At 72.5% G+C, this 15920-nt stretch carries 18 protein-coding genes, 1 pseudogene and 1 riboswitch; of the genes and pseudogenes, 9 read left to right on the forward strand and 10 right to left on the reverse strand.

The features are described from left to right. Nucleotides 1-73: 73 nt before the first annotated feature. A complete protein-coding gene (locus AB0D67_RS09535) occupies nucleotides 74-646 on the reverse strand; it encodes a TetR/AcrR family transcriptional regulator (protein WP_362931793.1) in 573 nt (190 codons plus the stop codon). Nucleotides 647-1084: 438 nt separating this feature from the next. Here AB0D67_RS09535 and AB0D67_RS09540 point away from each other — a divergent pair, with 438 nt between their 5' ends. The 7 genes from AB0D67_RS09540 to AB0D67_RS09570 all read left to right on the forward strand — a co-directional run bounded on the left by AB0D67_RS09540 (nucleotide 1085) and on the right by AB0D67_RS09570 (nucleotide 7130). Beyond that, the gene (locus tag AB0D67_RS09540; protein ID WP_362931795.1) at nucleotides 1085-1240 is read left to right on the forward strand and encodes a hypothetical protein; all 156 of its coding nucleotides are present in this window, start codon (nucleotides 1085-1087) and stop codon (nucleotides 1238-1240) included. A 35-nt stretch (nucleotides 1241-1275) separates the two neighbouring features. After that, complete coding sequence (locus AB0D67_RS09545; RefSeq protein ID WP_362931797.1) at nucleotides 1276-2691, forward strand: FAD-dependent oxidoreductase; 1416 nt, start codon at nucleotides 1276-1278, stop codon at nucleotides 2689-2691. Between the two features lie 75 nt (nucleotides 2692-2766). Continuing rightward, on the forward strand, nucleotides 2767-4017 hold the full coding sequence (locus tag AB0D67_RS09550) for an MFS transporter (RefSeq protein ID WP_362931799.1): 1251 nt from the start codon (nucleotides 2767-2769) through the stop codon (nucleotides 4015-4017). A gap of 32 nt (nucleotides 4018-4049) precedes the next feature. Continuing rightward, on the forward strand, nucleotides 4050-4451 hold the full coding sequence (locus AB0D67_RS09555; protein WP_362931801.1) for a metalloregulator ArsR/SmtB family transcription factor: 402 nt from the start codon (nucleotides 4050-4052) through the stop codon (nucleotides 4449-4451). After that, nucleotides 4448-5506 carry an ArsO family NAD(P)H-dependent flavin-containing monooxygenase gene (locus AB0D67_RS09560; protein WP_362931803.1) on the forward strand — a complete coding sequence of 353 codons (1059 nt, stop codon included), beginning with the start codon at nucleotides 4448-4450 and terminating at the stop codon, nucleotides 5504-5506. The genes AB0D67_RS09555 and AB0D67_RS09560 overlap by 4 nt, the downstream gene beginning before the upstream one ends. 158 nt (nucleotides 5507-5664) lie before the next feature. Next, nucleotides 5665-5886: a hypothetical protein gene (locus tag AB0D67_RS09565; RefSeq protein ID WP_362931805.1), complete on the forward strand. Its 222-nt coding sequence runs from the start codon at nucleotides 5665-5667 to the stop codon at nucleotides 5884-5886. Continuing rightward, nucleotides 5874-7130, forward strand: a complete 1257-nt coding sequence (locus tag AB0D67_RS09570; protein ID WP_362931807.1) for a M28 family peptidase — start codon at nucleotides 5874-5876, stop codon at nucleotides 7128-7130. Before AB0D67_RS09565 ends, AB0D67_RS09570 begins: the two co-directional genes overlap by 13 nt. Nucleotides 7131-7198: 68 nt before the next feature. Here AB0D67_RS09570 and AB0D67_RS09575 read toward each other — a convergent pair whose 3' ends face one another. The 6 genes from AB0D67_RS09575 to AB0D67_RS09600 all read right to left on the reverse strand — a co-directional run bounded on the left by AB0D67_RS09575 (nucleotide 7199) and on the right by AB0D67_RS09600 (nucleotide 11266). Continuing rightward, nucleotides 7199-7615: an arsenate reductase ArsC gene (locus AB0D67_RS09575; protein WP_362931809.1), complete on the reverse strand. Its 417-nt coding sequence runs from the start codon at nucleotides 7613-7615 to the stop codon at nucleotides 7199-7201. Then, nucleotides 7608-8711 (reverse strand): ACR3 family arsenite efflux transporter, encoded by a 1104-nt coding sequence (arsB, locus tag AB0D67_RS09580; RefSeq protein WP_362931811.1) that lies wholly within the window; start codon nucleotides 8709-8711, stop codon nucleotides 7608-7610. The genes AB0D67_RS09575 and arsB overlap by 8 nt, the downstream gene beginning before the upstream one ends. A gap of 11 nt (nucleotides 8712-8722) precedes the next feature. Continuing rightward, on the reverse strand, nucleotides 8723-9064 hold the full coding sequence (locus AB0D67_RS09585; RefSeq protein ID WP_362931813.1) for a metalloregulator ArsR/SmtB family transcription factor: 342 nt from the start codon (nucleotides 9062-9064) through the stop codon (nucleotides 8723-8725). A 270-nt stretch (nucleotides 9065-9334) separates the two neighbouring features. Beyond that, nucleotides 9335-9976: an N-acetyltransferase family protein gene (locus AB0D67_RS09590; RefSeq protein ID WP_362931815.1), complete on the reverse strand. Its 642-nt coding sequence runs from the start codon at nucleotides 9974-9976 to the stop codon at nucleotides 9335-9337. 13 nt (nucleotides 9977-9989) lie between these two features. Then, nucleotides 9990-10325, reverse strand: a complete 336-nt coding sequence (locus AB0D67_RS09595) for a metalloregulator ArsR/SmtB family transcription factor (protein ID WP_362931817.1) — start codon at nucleotides 10323-10325, stop codon at nucleotides 9990-9992. Nucleotides 10326-10462: 137 nt separating this feature from the next. Beyond that, nucleotides 10463-11266, reverse strand: coding sequence for a hypothetical protein (locus tag AB0D67_RS09600; protein WP_362931819.1), 804 nt, complete (start codon nucleotides 11264-11266; stop codon nucleotides 10463-10465). A gap of 610 nt (nucleotides 11267-11876) precedes the next feature. After that, a riboswitch (cyclic di-AMP (ydaO/yuaA leader) is annotated at nucleotides 11877-12026 on the forward strand. 11 nt (nucleotides 12027-12037) lie between these two features. On the opposite strand from AB0D67_RS09600, the gene AB0D67_RS09605 reads away from it, so the two are divergent. Continuing rightward, nucleotides 12038-12787 carry a GH25 family lysozyme gene (locus AB0D67_RS09605; protein WP_362931821.1) on the forward strand — a complete coding sequence of 250 codons (750 nt, stop codon included), beginning with the start codon at nucleotides 12038-12040 and terminating at the stop codon, nucleotides 12785-12787. A gap of 40 nt (nucleotides 12788-12827) precedes the next feature. Here AB0D67_RS09605 and AB0D67_RS09610 read toward each other — a convergent pair. Both AB0D67_RS09610 and AB0D67_RS09615 read right to left on the reverse strand, forming a co-directional pair. After that, nucleotides 12828-13292 (reverse strand): annotated as a pseudogene (locus AB0D67_RS09610) (NAD-dependent epimerase/dehydratase family protein); the annotation flags it as partial. 147 nt (nucleotides 13293-13439) lie between these two features. Then, the gene (locus AB0D67_RS09615) at nucleotides 13440-13874 is read right to left on the reverse strand and encodes a tautomerase family protein (RefSeq protein WP_362931823.1); all 435 of its coding nucleotides are present in this window, start codon (nucleotides 13872-13874) and stop codon (nucleotides 13440-13442) included. A 79-nt stretch (nucleotides 13875-13953) separates the two neighbouring features. Between AB0D67_RS09615 and AB0D67_RS09620 the strand changes: the two genes are divergently transcribed. Continuing rightward, nucleotides 13954-14463 carry a helix-turn-helix domain-containing protein gene (locus AB0D67_RS09620; protein WP_362931825.1) on the forward strand — a complete coding sequence of 170 codons (510 nt, stop codon included), beginning with the start codon at nucleotides 13954-13956 and terminating at the stop codon, nucleotides 14461-14463. A gap of 130 nt (nucleotides 14464-14593) precedes the next feature. Here AB0D67_RS09620 and AB0D67_RS09625 read toward each other — a convergent pair whose 3' ends face one another. Next, complete coding sequence (locus AB0D67_RS09625) at nucleotides 14594-15796, reverse strand: cytochrome P450 (protein ID WP_362931827.1); 1203 nt, start codon at nucleotides 15794-15796, stop codon at nucleotides 14594-14596. Nucleotides 15797-15920: the final 124 nt, after the last annotated feature.

The following is a 15920-nucleotide window of genomic DNA, read 5'->3' on the forward strand; positions in this document are numbered from 1 at the left end:
CCGGGCGCGTCGGAGACGGCTGAAGGTCGGTGCCGCGTATGTCGGTTACGGTGCCTGGCTGGTTCGGGCGCGATCAGGTGCAACCGGCGACAAGCAGGCGGGCTGCGGATTTCGCCTCATCCACGACGGTGCGGTCCTGGAGCAGGCGCCCGGAGGCCAGGGCGCCATCGATCAGGAGCCCGATATGCCGGGCGAGCGCCTGCGGGGCGGCGGCGCCGGCCTTCTCGCTCAGCTCGGTCAGCCATGCCTGACGGCGCTGAGTGTGCTGCACGGTGATGGCCCGGGCCTGCGAGTCGAGGTCCGCCTCGACCGCCGCACTGATGAACGGACATCCGAAGAAGCCATGCCGGTCGAAGGCGTCCGTCAGCGCGTCGAACAACCCGACGAGCTGCTCGCGAGGGCTGCCCCCGGCGCGTGCGGCGGCATCCTGCAGCTGCGCCATCCAGGAATCGTCGGTCCTGCGCAGGTACGCCGCGACGAGCTCCTCCTTGGTATGAAAGTGCACGTACAGCGTCGATTTCGCGACGCCTGACGCCACGATGACCTGATCGATGCCCACACCGCGCAGCCCGTTCGCGTAGAACAGCTCGGCCGCCGCAGTGAGGATCTTCTCCTCGGATTTCGTCTTCCTGACTCGCGTCGCCATCACCACACCTCCTTAATCAAACAGACTAGTCCGTACGATTAAGAGTTGACAAGCAAGGGTCCGGCGCTCGGCGTCACCGGGGGAATGTGACTCCCCGTGATAACCGAGGGGCTCCAGGCGAGCGTTCGACCCGGCGCCCCGGCTTGACGCTCGGCGCCCCCGAAGGCCGGATCCACATCGACCGCGGCTTCTCCGGCACCACTCGCCGCAACCGCTCCGGACTCGACGGGCGCCGGCTTCTCGTCACTCATGGTCGACACCGCAAGTGAATCGAGACCTTGGCCATAGGGGTCCGCATCGATCCTGGCCGACCGTTACTTCGCTGGAAATCCCTTCATTGCCGCCGAGGCCCCCTCACCGCCCATTGATTTGACTTTCATCTAAGCAGTGGCACATGATGGCCCTTGTTTAGATGAACTTCTATTCAAGGGGGACGCGATGCGTGTTCTGTTCGCCCGACGACGCCGCCCCGCCGCCGAGTGGGCGGGTCCCGCCTTCGACGAAGCCACCTCGCGGGTATGCGACCTCGACTGCCGCGCGGAGGCCGCCATCGAGCGCGCCCGCCGCCATGGCGCGTTCCCGTTGTTCCGCTGACCCCTCTCGCCCACCTCACCACCTGGAGAGCAGTCATGAGTGACAGTTGCTGCGGCCCCACCACGATCGCGATCGAGAAGTCCTTCGACTCCCAGCGGGACCTCCCCGGACCACGGCACGACCTGCCCATCGTGGTGATCGGGGCCGGCCCGGTCGGCCTGGCCGCCGCCGCCCATCTGACCGAGCGGGGCATCGACTTCGTGGTGCTGGAGGCGGGCGAGCGGGTCGCCGCGTCGGTGGCCCGGTGGCGACATGTGCGGCTGTTCAGCCCGTGGAAGTACGACATCGACGCCGCCGCCCGCCGCCTGCTGGAGGCCGACGGCTGGAGCGCCCCCGACCCCGACTGGCTGCCGACCGGCGCCGACATCATCTCCGGCTACCTCGCCCCGCTGGCTGAGCTGTTCGGAGACCGGGTGCGCACCAACGCACGGGTGACCGCGATCAGCCGCCTCGGCTACGACCGGGTGCGCACGGCAGGCCGCGACCAGGCCCCCTTCCTGATCCGCCTGGCCGACGGCGGCGAGCTGCGGGCAGGCGCGATCATCGATGCCTCCGGCACCTACGCCACCCCCAATGCGCTCGGCGCCAGCGGCCTGCCCGCCCACGGCGAGGGCGAGGTGTTCGCCGACCACGCGCTGCCGGACGTGCTCGGCGCCGACCGCGAGCGTTACCAGGGCAGGCACACGCTGGTCGTCGGGGCTGGGCACTCGGCCGCCACCACCCTGCTCGCGCTGGCCGAGCTGCCGGACACGCCGATCACCTGGGCGATCCGCGGTGGCAGCGCCTCCCGCACCTACGGCGGCGGCGAGGCCGACGCGCTGCCGGCCCGCGGCGCACTCGGCACCCGGCTGCGCGCCCACGTCGAATCCGGCCGCATCACGCTGCTGACCGGCTTCTTCACCCACCGCGTCGACGCCGCCGGCCAGGGCGTCGAGGTGGTCAGCCGTGACCCGTCCGGGCACGAGCGGAGCGTCACCGTGGACCGGGTCGTGTCGGCCACCGGCTACCGCCCCGACCACTCCATCGCCTCCGAACTCCGGCTCGACCTGGACCCGGTGCTCGGCTCCACCCGGGCCCTGGCCCCGCTGATCGACCCCAACCAGCACTCCTGCGGCACCGTCCCCGCCCATGGCGTGGACGAACTCGCTCACTCCGAGCCCGGCTACTACGCGGTCGGCGTCAAGAGCTACGGCCGCGCCCCGACGTTCCTCATGGCCACCGGGTATGAGCAGGTCCGCTCGGTCGTCGCCGCGCTGGCCGGGGACTGGGAGGCCGCCCGCGACGTTCGACTCGACCTGCCTGAGACCGGGGTGTGCTCCTCCAGCCTGGCCGAGGCACAGGAGCAGCGCGTCGGCCTGGCCACCGGCATCAGCGGCGGCCTGCTGTCGGCCCCGCTCCCGCTCGCCACGGTCGGCGCCGCCTCGGCGGAGTCCGGCGGCTGCTGCGGCTGAGAGGAACGCCCCGATGCCCGACGGATACCTCACGGCCGCCCAGAAGGGGCTCATCTCCTGTTCGGACGAGGACGCGTGAGCGCGACATCCGACAGCGCCGCCACCGAGAGCGCCGCCCCCGTCATCGGGGGCGGCGCTCCGTCGCGCGACCGGCGAGACCGGCGGGTGGTGGCCGCGCTGGCCGTCACCCAGACCATCGGCTACGGCGTTCTCTACTACGCCTTCTCCGTCTTCCTCGCCCCGATGGCGCGCGACCTGCGCGCCTCCAACGCCCAGATCGCCGCCGCCCTCACCCTGTCCGTCCTGATCGCCGCGGTGTGCGCGCCGCTGGTCGGCCGCCTGCTGGACGCCCACGGCGGCCGCGTCCTGATGACGACCGGGTCGGTACTGGGTGCCGCGGCGGTGCTCGCCTGGTCGCGGGTGGAGAGCCTGCCCCAGCTGTACGCCGTGTTCGCGCTCGTCGGCGTGGCCTGCTCCATGGTGCTGTACGAGGCCGCCTTCGCCGTCATCGTCTCCCTCTACGCCGGAAACGAGCGCGGCCGGGCAGGCGGGCTGTTGGCGCTCACCGTCGTGGCCGGGTTCGCCTCCTCGATCTTCCTGCCGCTCACCGGCCTGCTCGTCGACCGGCATGGCTGGCGTACGGCGCTGGTGATCCTGGCCCTGGTCTACGGGATCGCGGCGATCCCGCTGCATGCCCTCGTGCTGCGTCGCGCCCGTACAGCGGGGAAGCAGGCGTCCGCCGCAGCGCAGGATCGGGCCGCCATCGTCAAGGCGGCCACCCGTCGGCGGCCGTTCTGGCTGCTGGTGATCGCCTTCACCGCCAACGGCGGCGCGGCCGCCACCGTGGCGGTCCTGCTCATCACCTACCTGATCCACCTCGGCCATCCGCCCGTGCTGGCCGCCACACTGGCCGGGCTGCTGGGCGTGCTGTCGGTGACCGGCCGCCTGCTCACCACGGGGCTGCAGACCCGGCTGCCCGCCGCCCTCATCGCCGCCGCCATCTTCGCGCTGCAGGGCGTGGCGGTCCTGCTGCTGCCGCTGATCGGCCGCAGCGTGGCGGGCGCGACCGGTGCGGTCCTGCTGTTCGGGCTCGGCTTCGGCGTCGCCTCGATCACCTTGCCGCACCTGCTGGTCGGCCGTTACGGCACGGCCGCCTACGCCTCGCTGGCCGGCCGTATCGCCGTCTTCTCCGTCGCCGACAAGGCGCTGGCCCCCCTCGGTGCGGTCGCGCTCGCACAAGCCGCCGGATACGGCTGGGTGATGGGTGCCGTGGCCGTGGCGTGCGCCGTCTCCGCGTTCGCGCTGGTCGCCTACCACCGCCTATGATTTAGACCGGCATCGAAACAAGGAGTCGCGTCATGGCCGCCCCCTCCACCACCCAGTGCTGCGCGCCGATCGCCCGCGAGCCGCTCGGCGAGGCCGACGCCGTCGAGCTGGCCACGCTACTCAAGGCCGTCGCCGACCCGGTGCGGCTGCGCCTGCTGTCGATGATCGGCTCGCATGCCGGCGGTGAGGCGTGCGTGTGCGACCTGACCGGTGTCTTCGACCTGACCGCCCCCACCATCTCCCACCACCTCAAGGTGCTGCGCACGGCGGGGCTGATCGACGGCGAGCGGCGCGGAACCTGGGTCTACTACCGCATCATCCCCGAGGCGGTGAACAAGCTGGGCGCGCTGTTCGCCCCGCTCGCCGAGTCCGCTCCCGGGCCCGCCTCCCCGGCTGCTGCGGGACGCACCGAGCTGGAGCTGCTGCCCGCATGACGGCCGCCCCTCGGCCCATCGACGTCCTGGTGATCGGCGGCGGGCAGGCGGGGCTGGCCGCCGGATACCACCTGCGCCGCGCGAAAGCCGACTTCGTCATCCTCGATGCCCAGGACGGCGCCGGTGGCGCGTGGCGGCACGCCTGGGACAGCCTGCGCCTGTTCTCACCGGCTCAGTACAGCTCGCTGCCCGGCCGCATGATGCCCATCCCGCCGGACGGGGGCTACCCGAGCGCCGCCGAGGTCGTCACCTACCTGGCCGACTACGAACGCCGCTACGATCTGCCGGTGCTGCGCCCGGTGACCGTGCACGCGGTGCGGCGCGGTGATGGGCGCCTTCTGGTCGAGACCGGCCAGGGCGCCTGGCAGGCCAAGAGTGTGATCAGCGCGACCGGCACCTGGTGGCGTCCCTACATCCCGCACTGTCCCGGCCTGCGCGACTTCGGCGGAGAGCACCTGCACACCGCCGGCTACCGCGGCCCGGAACCGTTGCGCGGCAAGCGCGTGGTCATCGTCGGCGGCGGCAACTCCGCAGCTCAGCTCCTGGCCGAACTGTCCACGCTCGCCGAGGTCACCTGGGTGACCCGGCGGCCGCCGCGCCTGTTGCCGGACGACATCGACGGCCGCGCCCTGTTCGACCTGGCCACCCGCCGCCACCGCGCCGTCCAGGCGGGCGAGCAGGGCGAGGACATCGCCGACCTGGGTGACATCGTCGCCGTCCCGCCCGTGCGCGAGGCCCGCGACCGCGGTGCGCTCAAGGCCGAGCCCATGTTCACCCGCGTCACCTCCCGCGGCGTCGCCTGGGCCGACGGCAGCACACTGGCCTGCGACGTGATCCTGTGGTGCACCGGGTTCCGGCCCGCCCTGGGCCACCTGGCCCCGCTGCGCCTGCGCGGCCCGGACGGGCTCATCCCCACCCGCGGCACCCGGGCGGTCGGCGAACCCCGCCTGCACCTGCTCGGATACGGCGATTGGACCGGCCCGGCCTCGGCCACCCTCATCGGCGCGGGCCGTACAGCCCGGCAGCTGGTCGCCGAGATCACCGCCCGGTTGTAGCGCACCGCGCCCGAGTGGCATCACCAGGCCGGATTCCTCTGCTTAGATTTCTATCTATCTTGACGATCGTCTAATCAACATGAGATGGTGACTTCTGATTCGACGTCCGTCTAAGTGTTGGCGGCCTCGGTCTCACACCTGCGGAAGGGAGAACCACCATGACCACGAACCAGACCGGTGGCTTCATCGGCGACCCGGCTGAGGCGTTCACCCCGGCCGCCGCCGGAGGCTGCTGCGGAGCCCCCGCCGCGGCGTCCGGCTCCCAGGCCGGCAGCACGACCCCCGCGCCGCAGGCCGCCCAGGCCGGCTGCTGCGGCCAGGCCACGGCACCGGTCGGCACCCCGGCCACGGAGGCCGTCTCCACCGGATGCTGCGGATGACCTCCGGCACGCCGGACACCACTACGGCGCCTGACCTGGCCGCCGTCGTGGAGCGGGTGTCGGCGGCGCGGATGCTGGCCACGGTGCACGAGCTGGCCCGCGACCACTACGCCGGGCGGCGCGTGGGCACCCCCGGAGGCCGCGCCGCCGCCGCATGGCTCGCCGAGCGGCTGCGCGAACTCGGCGGCGAGGTCGAGTTCGGCTCCTTCCCCGTCGCTGACGTACGGGAGCTTTACGCCGCCCCGGTGCTCGAATGGAGCGCGGGCGGCCGGACGCTGCGCCTGGAACACCGCCGGGACTTCGTCGAGCATCTCGCCTCCGCCGAATCGCCGCACCCGCGCACCGCGCCGCTGGCCGCGGCGTCCGGGACCGATCTGAGCGACCGGTGGGTTCTGGCGGAGGCCGGGGACTGGGCGCGGGCGTGCGAACGAGCCGAGGCCCAGGGGGCGGCCGGGGTGCTGACCGCCCGAGGCGCCGACGCCGAGGGGTGGATGCCCAAGATGATCGCCGGACCGGCCGTCCGCGCCGTCCCGATCATCGCCCTGCGCACCGACCGGCACGCCCACCTGGCCGGCGCCCTCGCCGCAGGTCAGGTACAGGTGACCGGGTCGATGCCGCTGTGGCAGGTCGCCACGGACGGCCGTAACGTCTGTGCCCGCTTCCCACACGCCTCCCACGCCGGGGGCGTGCAGGGCGGGCCGCGGATACTGCTGACCGCGCACTACGACGGCGTGGGCGACGACCCCGGCGTACGGCTGCCCGCAGCCGCCGACAATGCCTCCGGTGTGGCCGCCGTGCTGGAGGCCGCCCGCGTCCTGTCGGACGGCCCGGCTCACCGGGCCGGGCTGTCGGTGGCCTTCCTGGACGCGGAGGAGGCCGGCGCGTGGGGCTCGGCCCACCACGTGGCCGCCCTGCCGTCCGGCACGCTGGTGATCAACCTGGACGGGGCCGCGCAGCTGCACCAGGCCGCCTCCGTCGAGGCCGGCGGGCCCGCCCACGCCCTGCTGGCCACTCTGGACCAAGCCGCCCGCCTCACCGGCGTCCCACTTCGGGCCGGTGCCATGGCCTCCGACAACCGCCGCTACGCCGCCGCCGGATTGGCCGCGGTCGGCATCGGCATGGGCATCCCCGGCTACCAGACCCCTGCGGAAACCCCCGACCGCGTCGAGCCGGACACGCTCATGGCGGCGGCGCGGCTGCTGGTCGCCACGGTCGGGCTGCTGGCCGCCCGGATGCCGGCCTGATCTCCTCACGATGACACCGTCCGGGCAGGGGCCGCCGTGCCCGGACGCCGTCGTTCCGTACAGGCGAGTCAGCCGGGCGGCAACTCCCGGAGCAGCCTCTCCACTCGGAGGCGGATCTCGTCACGGATGAGGCGGACGGCATCGATGCCCTGCCCGGCCGGGTCGTCGAGTTTCCAGTCCTCGTACCGTTTGCCGGGGAAGATCGGGCAGGCATCCCCGCAGCCCATGGTGACGACCACATCGCTCGCCTGGACCGCCTCGCCCGTCAGGACCTTCGGCTGCGCGGCGGTGATGTCGACACCGGCCTCGGCCATGACCTGCACGGCGACCGGGTTGACCTGCTCGGCGGGCGCCGATCCGGCCGAGCGGACCTCGATCCGGCCGGCGGCCAGGTGGGTCAACCACCCGGCGGCCATCTGGGAACGTCCCGCGTTGTGCACGCACACGAACAGGACGCTGGGCTTGCCTGGGACGTGATCAGGCACGGGTGGACTCCTTGGCGGTGAACAGGTGGCGGCCGGCCAGGCTGACATAGACCAGCGCGACCAGGACGGGGACCTCGATCAGCGGGCCGACCACGCCCGCCAGGGCCTGGCCGGAGGTGACGCCGAAGACGCCGACCGCCACGGCGATGGCCAGCTCGAAGTTGTTGCCGGCGGCGGTGAAGGCCAGCGTGGTGGAGCGCTCGTAGCCCAGACCGATCACCTTGCCGGCCAGGAACGAGCCGCCCCACATGAGCGCGAAGTAGGCCAGCAGCGGCAGCGCGATGCGCGCGACATCGCCGGGGCGGGAGGTGATGGTGTGCCCTTGCAGGGCGAACAGGATGACGATGGTGAACAGCAGCCCGTACAGCGCCAGCGGTCCGATGCGCGGCAGGAAGGCGTTCTCGTACCAGTCACGGCCGTGAGCGCGTTCGCCGAGCTTGCGGGACAGGTATCCGGCGGTCAGGGGGATGCCGAGGAAGATGAGCACGTACTGGGCGATGTCCCAGGCCGAGACCTCCAGCGCGGCCTGGGCCAGGCCGAGCCATCCGGGCAGTACCCGCAGGTAGAACCAGCCGAGCGCGCCGAACGCGACCACCTGGAAGATCGAGTTGAGGGCGACCAGGACGGCGGCGGCCTCGCGGTCGCCGCAGGCCAGGTCGTTCCAGATGAGCACCATGGCGATGCACCGGGCCAGCCCCACGATGATCAGCCCGGTGCGGTACTCGGGCAGGTCCGGCAGGAGGATCCACGCCAGCGCGAACATGACGGCCGGACCGAGCACCCAGTTCAGCACCAGGGAGGAGACGAGCAGGCGGCGATCGCCGGTGACGGCGCCCAGCCGGTCATAGCGGACCTTGGCCAGCACCGGATACATCATCAGCAGCAGCCCGAGCGCGATCGGCAGCGAGATCTCTCCGATCTTCACCGCCTCCAGCGCGGTGTTCAGACCGGGTACGAGCCGGCCGAGGAGTAGCCCGGAGGCCATGGCGGCGATGATCCACACCGGCAGGAACCGGTCGAGGGTGGACAGGCCGGCGATGACGCCCCGCGCGGGCACAGCAGGCGACGGCGCCGACGACATGGAAGAGGAGGACATCGCGTCGCTCCTCAGATGGTGGCGGGCACGTCGAGCAGGGCCGACAGCTCGCCCAGAGTCTCGGGCACCAGCCGGTAGTACACCCACGAGGCGCGCCGCTCCGCGGTCAGCAGCCCCACCTCCTTGAGCGTCTTCAGGTGATGGCTGATGGTCGGCTGGGACAGCTCGAACGCGCCGGTGATGTCACACACGCACACCTCCCCGCCCGCGCGGCTGGCCACGATCGACAGGATGCGCAGCCGTACGGGGTCACCGAGCGCCTTGAACACCCGCGCCACCCCGGCCGCCTGCTCGGCGTCCAGCGGCTCGCGCGTCAGCGGCGGGCTGCACTCCAGGAGCTCCAGAGGTTCCACATGCCCTCCATATAGACAGTCATCGAAATCGATACGTATCTATATTGACATACATCAAATCCAGGGGCAGCCGGAGGAGTTCGCAACGGCGAGGGCCCTCAGCCATCACGTGTGCGTACCGGTGCGGGTGTCACCTCTCGGCGAAAAGCGCAACGCGGCTCCAGACGAACGGTGTTCCACGAAGGCGAAAGGTGAGGCCCGGGGACACCGGGCACACCGGCCGCGGGTTGTGCGACCATCGCCCGGCAGCCGATGTTCCCGGGCGGCGATTCAGGTTCCGGTCGAGGTGCTGCGGCGCTCGATCATCACCACGTCTCGCCAGACGCCGTGGTGGCGGCCGATCCGCTCGCGGATGCCGACCACCCGGAAACCGAGCGCCCGGTGCAGGGCCAGGCTGGCGGCGTTCTCGGGGAAGACGCCGGACTGGATCGTCCAGACGCCGGCGTCCTGGCTGGCGGAGACGAACGCCGCCAGCAGAGCCCGGCCGATGCCCTGGGCCTGGCAGCCCGGGTGGACGTAGACGCCGTGCTCGACCACCCCGGCGTAGACGGGGCGGGCCGAGACCGCCGAGGCGGCCACCCAGCCGAGCACCTGGCCGGTGCCGGTGTCGCAGGCCACGTGGCGCAGGTGCGGCAACCTGGCCGCGGTGAAGCCCTCCCAGCTCGGGGCGAGGGTCTCGAAGCTGGCCTGGCCGGTGTCCAGCCCGGCCTGATAGATGGCCAGCACCTGTTCGGCGTCGCATCGGCGCATCGGCCGGATCTCCACCCCCGGCGGAGCGTCGGGCCCGGCGGCCTGGGCGGTCGCCGGGCGCGCGCCGGGTTCCTCGTGACCGGCCGCGCCGGAGCGGCCCCGCCCGAAGGCGTCCTGCCCGCGGCCGGCGACCGTCCGGCCGGGGATCTCATCGTGCGCCATTACCGGTACTCCTTCACTCGCAGACGGGCGCGGCCGGCGCGGGGTTGCCCATGACCACGTCGGCAGCGGTGGGGAAACAGCTCACGCAGTTCTCGTTGATCCGGTACAGGCCGGAGGTGCCCTGCCGTTCCACCAGCACGAACCGCACCTCGGCCAGGATCTTCAGGTGGTGCGAGACGGTGGACTGACCCACCCCGGACACGGCCACGATCTCGCCCACGCTCATCGGCGCGCGCCGCCGCGCCAGCAGCGACACGATCTGGATGCGGGTGGCGTCGGCCAGGGCCTTGAACCAGCTCGCGTACTCCTCGGCCTCCGCGCGGGGCAGCGGCCCCTTCTCCTCGTTCATCGTCAATCGACGATAGTCGATGAACGAGGAGGGCGGAAGCCCGCCGAACGGCGGGCCCACGCGTGCCCGTGCTTTTCGGAAACCCCGTCCCTGGAGGTGTCGCAGGTCCTTGGACGGGCGAGCGGACGCGCCCCGGGTCAGGGGAGGCCGTTGCTTCTGCGGTAGTCGTTCCACGCCCGGACGCAGAAGTCGTGGCGCCAGTCGTCCGGCCGGAAGTTGCGGCAGGCGTAGGCGGTGTCGAACCGCAGACCCACGCCGCCGGAGCCGTCGTGGCCGCCGGGACCGGCGGAGGTGTCCCGGGCGTCACGGGTGTCACGGGCCGGGGCACCGGGGGCGCCGCCGTCGGCCCGGCCCCGCGGTCCGGCCTCGGGGGCGGGCGCCCCCGGGCCGCGCCCGTGTCCGTGCCCGCGGTCGTGCGGGGCGTGCGGCGGGCGCGAGAGGCCCCGTGTCTCCCGGTGGCCCGGCCCGCCGCCTCCGGCCCCCGCCTCCGTTCCCGCTTCCGTCCGCGTAGCGGCCTCCGGCGTACGGCGTGCCGCGGCGTGCCGCCGCTCCTCCCCCGGGGCGCGGCCGTCCGGGGTGTCCGCCGCGTCGGCCCGGGGCCGCACCAGGCGTGGTTTCAGCTCGCGGACGACCATGACCCTGCCGGGTTCGGCGGAGGGCGTGCGGGCGGCCTGCGGCGGGTGGACGACCGCGGTGCCGTGCGGGGCGAGCGACGGCGCGGGCTGCGGGGCCGCCACGGCGGAGGGCCGGTCGTCCAGCGGGGACCAGCCGGAGGTCCAGACGCCGAGCCCGGCGGCCGCCAGGAAGGCGCCGATCAGCGCCGGGCGCAGCAGCCGGTCGCGCCGGAGACGCGGACCCGTCCAGGAACGCGGCCGTTCCCCGGCCGGGTGGCGCGGCCGGCCGGCGAGGGCGATGCCGGCGTCCACCAGCGAGCCGTGCATGAACGGGTCTCCGGGGCTCTGCGCCGGACCGTCGTACCGGGCCTCGGGGCGGACCGGCGGACGGGACGGGGACGCGGCGGACCCGGGCGGGCCGCCCGGGGGCCCGCCGTACGGCATGCGACCGCGGGGGCCCGCACCGGAACCGCGCCCGCGGGCCGGACCATGATCATCCTGCATCTCGCCTCCCCGTCGCCGGATCCGATCTCCCCCCAGCCTGCCGAACATCACGGTCCGTACGCGTCAGGTAACGGCGCGCTCTTACGGAGCTGTTACCAAGGGGACACCACGAATCCCTACAGACCGGACGTATGGCCGAGATGCGGCCGCCGTGGCGACCGCCGGGAAGTCCGGTCGCCACGGCGGGCGGCCCGGTTCCCGCCCGGTCCGGGACGGCGAGGCGTCAATTTTTACCATGGGCCCCGATCCCCTGCGGGCAGGGTGGTCCGGCACCCTCCCGATCACCGGCGCGATCCGCTCCGTCGCAGGTCACTTGCCCTTTCCGTGGGGCAACGCATACCTTTTGTCATCGCGGCGCGAAAGCCGCCCCAGCGGCACGAGAGCCGCTCCATCGACCGGACCCGACGCCGTTTCCGTGGCAATGCCCGCCGACGGCGTGCGGACGCCGAATCCGCGCCTTCCCAGCGGAACCGGGGACCCACCTTTTCTGGGGTGAATCGGACGACCTCTCATCGAAGCGTCCGTAGGGCACTTCCATGCCCGAACCCGACAGCTAACCCGGTAGGCGACATGGAAGCAAGGAGCCGACACCCCATGCGCAACCCCCGGATCAGCACGCTCGGAAACCGTCTCGGCCTGGCCCTCGCGGGCACGGTCCTGACCGGCGCCGCCCTCGGCGGCATCGCCCCCGTCACGGCCTCCGCCTCGCCCGCCGGGCAGGTCACGGCAGCCCAGCGCGTCTCCCAGCAGGAGGCGGGCCCGCTCACGTACGGACTGGACGTCTCCAACTACCAGCCCGCCTACGACTGGAGCACCAGCTCCGCCCAGTTCGGCATCATCAAGGCCACCGAGGGCACGACGTTCCGCGACCGCTCCTTCGCCAGGCACTGGAGGGAGCTGGACAAGAAGGGCATCGTGCGCGGGGCCTACCATTTCGGCCACCCGGGCAACGACCCGATCGCCGAGGCCGAGCACTTCCTGTCCGTCGTGGACGCGCAGCCCGCCAGGCGCGGCGACCTGCTCGTCCTGGACCTGGAGGCCACCGACGACCGCTCCGTCGAGCAGGTCAACGCCTGGGCCAAGGCGTGGCTGGCACACGTGAAGGCCAGGACCGGCGTCACGCCGATGTTCTACAGCGGTCTGAACTTCGCCGAGACCTACGGCGCGGGGCTGGAGCAGTACCCGCTGTGGGTGGCCGCCTACGGCCGGGAGAAGGGCGCCGTGACGCCCCCGGCCGGCTGGAAGGCGTGGACGATCCACCAGTACTCGGACTCGCCCATCGACCAGAACGTCTCCGCGCTGAGCCCGGACCAGCTCCGCGCCCTGGGCCGCCGGTCGGCGTGACCGGCGGGCCGACGATGGTGTTGACGCCGCCGGGACCGTAGTAGTCCGAGGCCCGGCCGAGGGCGACGCGCAGTTCGCCGGAACGGTGGGCGGCCAGCAGCGCCTCGGCCATCTCGGCGCGTACCCGGCCCCTGGGGTCGGCGGCGGCGTACGGCAGGTCCTCGGTCAGGGGTCCGTCGGCGGGGCCGTACATGTACAGGTTGTCGGCGAGGACCAGTTTCGCGCCGGCCGCGGCCGCGCCCCGGCGCACCGCGCCGGTCATGCGGGGGAACTCCTCCACCCACCGGTCGTAGGCGGGGGCGGCGCAGTGGTGGACGACCTCGGCCCCGGCGCAGGCGGCCTTGGCGCCCTCGGCGGTGGTCACGTCACCTCGGTGGACCTCGACGCCGTGCGGCTCCGGCACCCGGCCGCTGCGGTTGACCGCGCGGACGCGGTGCCCCCGGGAGACGAGCTCGCGGACCACGGAGCCGCCGATGGCTCCTCCCGCGCCGAGGACGACGTGCAGATCAGATGCAGGGGGGCATGACGCCTTCCCGTTCGCGGATTTCGAAGAAGCGCCATGAAACGGCGTCGCGACACGACTGTCAAACGGGCCACCGGCCCGGCAGGCCCCCGATCCCCGCGGGCGTCGCGCCGGGTTCCGGCCGAGGGGTCAACCGCCGGCCACCAGGGCCACGATGTCCTCGACGCGCACGATCTCGCCGCGCGCTCCCCAGTTGCCCTCCGGAATCTCGTTGATGTGCACCCACGCGGTGGCGGCCTGGGTGAACCGTTCCGGATCCTCGTCGGCGTCCGCGAGCACCCGCGTGACGCGCCGCACGATGTCGCGGCGTTTGCCGTCGTCCATCGAGCCGGCCGGAACCCCCACCCGCACCACGTACTTCGGCTTCTCCCCGGCGGGCAGTCGCCGGCCGCCGACGAACCAGGCGTCGACCTCGTTCACCACCAGCCACGAGATGGACCTGGCCGTCTCGGTGTCCGGGGCGCCCTCGGCGATCATCACCTCCGACACCAGCCGCCCGCCGATCATCTCGCGGCGTTCCTGGTCGAGCGATCCCTTGGGGACGAACAACTCCACGAACGGCATCTGTCAGTCCTTTCATTGAACTCTTGATCCACGAACGTACAGCAGTGAGTTCAATGATTCAACTGACTATGCTGGGGTCATGCAACGGATCAGCTTCGCGGAGATGCACTGCTCGATCGCACAGTCACTGGAGCGCGTGGGCGAGTGGTGGACACTGCTGATCGTGCGGGACATCCATCTGGGCCTGCACCGGTTCGACGACATCGCGGAGAACCTCGGCATCTCCCGCAACCTGCTCACCCGCCGGCTCGAGACGCTGGTCGCCGGCGGCATCGTGGAGCGCCGGGCCTACCAGAAGCGGCCGCCACGGCACGAGTACCACCTCACCGAGGCCGGCCTCGAACTCGTGCCGGTGCTGATGGCCCTGATGGCCTGGGGCGACAAATGGGTGACACCGGCAGGCGGTCCGCCGGTGCGCCTGGTGCACCACGAGTGCGGCGCCGAGTTCACGCCGCGGGTCTGTTGCTCGGAGTGCGGGAAACCGGCGACCACCGCCGACGTGACGGCACTGCCCGGTCCGGGAGCCGCCTCCGGGCCGGGGACCAGGGTGCTGGCCCGGCGCAGCGGCCTCGCGCCCGAGGGGTCATGACCGGCGGGACCGCGGCGCCGTGTCCGCGCGCCGGCGCGACCGCGCCGTGTCGGGCCGATGCCCCCGGCCGGCCCGATCGCGCGCCCTCCCACCCGGACCACCGGGTGGGACGGGCGCCCGCCCTCGGCGGTCAGGCGTCCCAGGTGACCGGGAGGTTCTTCACCCCGAAGATGTCCGCCACCTCCGGGCGCAGCGCGACCTCCTCCGCCGGTACGGCCAGGCGCAACGAGGGGAAGCGGTTCAGCAGCGCGGGGAACGCGACCCGCATCTCGACCCGGGCCAGCTGCTGGCCCAGGCACTGGTGGACGCCGTGGCCGAAGGCCACGTGCCCGCCCTCCCGCCTGCGCAGGTCGAGCACGTGGGGGTCGGTGAAGCGCTCGGGGTCGCGGTTGGCGGCGTGGTTCGACAGGACGACCGTCGTACCGGCCTCGATGATCCGGCCGCCCAGCTCGACGTCCTCCAGCGCCGTCCTCATGAACATCTTGGCGACGGTCAGATACCGCAGCAGCTCCTCCACGGCCCCGTCGGTGAGCGCCGGATCGGCGCGCCACGCGGCGAGCTGCTCCGGGTCGCGCAGCAGTGCGAAGGTGCCCAGCGCCAGCATGTTCGCGGTGGTGTCGAGCCCGGCCGCCAGCAGGATCAGGCTCATCCCCCTCAGCTCCTCGTCGGTCAGGTCGCCGTCGGTGAGGTCGCTGAGCACGTCGTCGGTCGGGGCGGCGCGCTTGGAGGCCACCAGCTCCGCGAGGTAGCCCTGGGTCGCGGTGTAGGCCGCGAACAGGTCCTCGTCGCTCGTCTCCCCGTTGAGGAACTTGTCGATGTTCTCCTGGAAGGAACCCCGGTCCTCGTACGGCACGCCCAGCAGCTCGCAGATCACGACGGCGGGGATCGGCTTGGCGAACGCGGTCACCAGGTCCGCCGGCGGCCCGGTCTTCTCCATGGCGTCCAGGTGCTCGGCGGTGATCTGCTCGATCCGCTCGGTGAGCAGGCGCATCCGCCGTACGGTGAACTTCCCCATCAGCGGTTTGCGGTACCGGCTGTGCCGCGGGTCGTCCATGAGGATGAACTCGCCCGGTCCCGCCGGAGGGACGGTCTCCACGCCGCTGTAGTCGATGTACGGGTGATGGAGCATGAACTCCTTGCGCGAGCTGAACCGCGGGTCGGCCAGGACCGACCGGACCAGGTCGTACCCGGTGACCAGCCAGCCCCGGTGCCCGTCGGGGAAGACGTAGCGGCTGATGGGGCCGTGCTCGCGCGCCTCGACCAGCTCCGACGGCGGGTCGAAGGGACAGCCGGGCCGGCGCTCGGCGGGCAGCCCGGTGACGGTGTGTTCCATGGTGGTTCCTCTCGTCGGCCTTCAGAGCCGGGTGTCGACGGCGTCCACCATCGCCCGCCGCGCTGACACCGGGCCGTCGCCGTACTGACACGGCCGCTGACACGGCCGCTGACACGGCCGCCGG

The organism is Streptosporangium sp. NPDC048047 (assembly GCF_040653115.1).
In the GTDB taxonomy this organism is placed as follows: Bacteria; Actinomycetota; Actinomycetes; order Streptosporangiales; family Streptosporangiaceae; genus Streptosporangium.

Coding starts and splice junctions, on each gene's coding strand:
- AB0D67_RS09605 (WP_362931821.1), top strand. CDS start 12,038: ATGCGCAACCCCCGGATCAGCACGCTCGGAAACCGTCTCGGCCTGGCC.
- AB0D67_RS09615 (WP_362931823.1), bottom strand. CDS start 13,874: ATGCCGTTCGTGGAGTTGTTCGTCCCCAAGGGATCGCTCGACCAGGAA.
- AB0D67_RS09535 (WP_362931793.1), bottom strand. CDS start 646: ATGGCGACGCGAGTCAGGAAGACGAAATCCGAGGAGAAGATCCTCACT.
- AB0D67_RS09545 (WP_362931797.1), top strand. CDS start 1,276: ATGAGTGACAGTTGCTGCGGCCCCACCACGATCGCGATCGAGAAGTCC.
- AB0D67_RS09625 (WP_362931827.1), bottom strand. CDS start 15,796: ATGGAACACACCGTCACCGGGCTGCCCGCCGAGCGCCGGCCCGGCTGT.
- AB0D67_RS09595 (WP_362931817.1), bottom strand. CDS start 10,325: ATGAACGAGGAGAAGGGGCCGCTGCCCCGCGCGGAGGCCGAGGAGTAC.
- AB0D67_RS09565 (WP_362931805.1), top strand. CDS start 5,665: ATGACCACGAACCAGACCGGTGGCTTCATCGGCGACCCGGCTGAGGCG.
- AB0D67_RS09560 (WP_362931803.1), top strand. CDS start 4,448: ATGACGGCCGCCCCTCGGCCCATCGACGTCCTGGTGATCGGCGGCGGG.
- AB0D67_RS09600 (WP_362931819.1), bottom strand. CDS start 11,266: ATGCACGGCTCGCTGGTGGACGCCGGCATCGCCCTCGCCGGCCGGCCG.
- AB0D67_RS09540 (WP_362931795.1), top strand. CDS start 1,085: ATGCGTGTTCTGTTCGCCCGACGACGCCGCCCCGCCGCCGAGTGGGCG.
- AB0D67_RS09590 (WP_362931815.1), bottom strand. CDS start 9,976: ATGGCGCACGATGAGATCCCCGGCCGGACGGTCGCCGGCCGCGGGCAG.
- AB0D67_RS09555 (WP_362931801.1), top strand. CDS start 4,050: ATGGCCGCCCCCTCCACCACCCAGTGCTGCGCGCCGATCGCCCGCGAG.
- AB0D67_RS09570 (WP_362931807.1), top strand. CDS start 5,874: ATGCTGCGGATGACCTCCGGCACGCCGGACACCACTACGGCGCCTGAC.
- AB0D67_RS09620 (WP_362931825.1), top strand. CDS start 13,954: ATGCAACGGATCAGCTTCGCGGAGATGCACTGCTCGATCGCACAGTCA.
- arsB (WP_362931811.1), bottom strand. CDS start 8,711: ATGTCCTCCTCTTCCATGTCGTCGGCGCCGTCGCCTGCTGTGCCCGCG.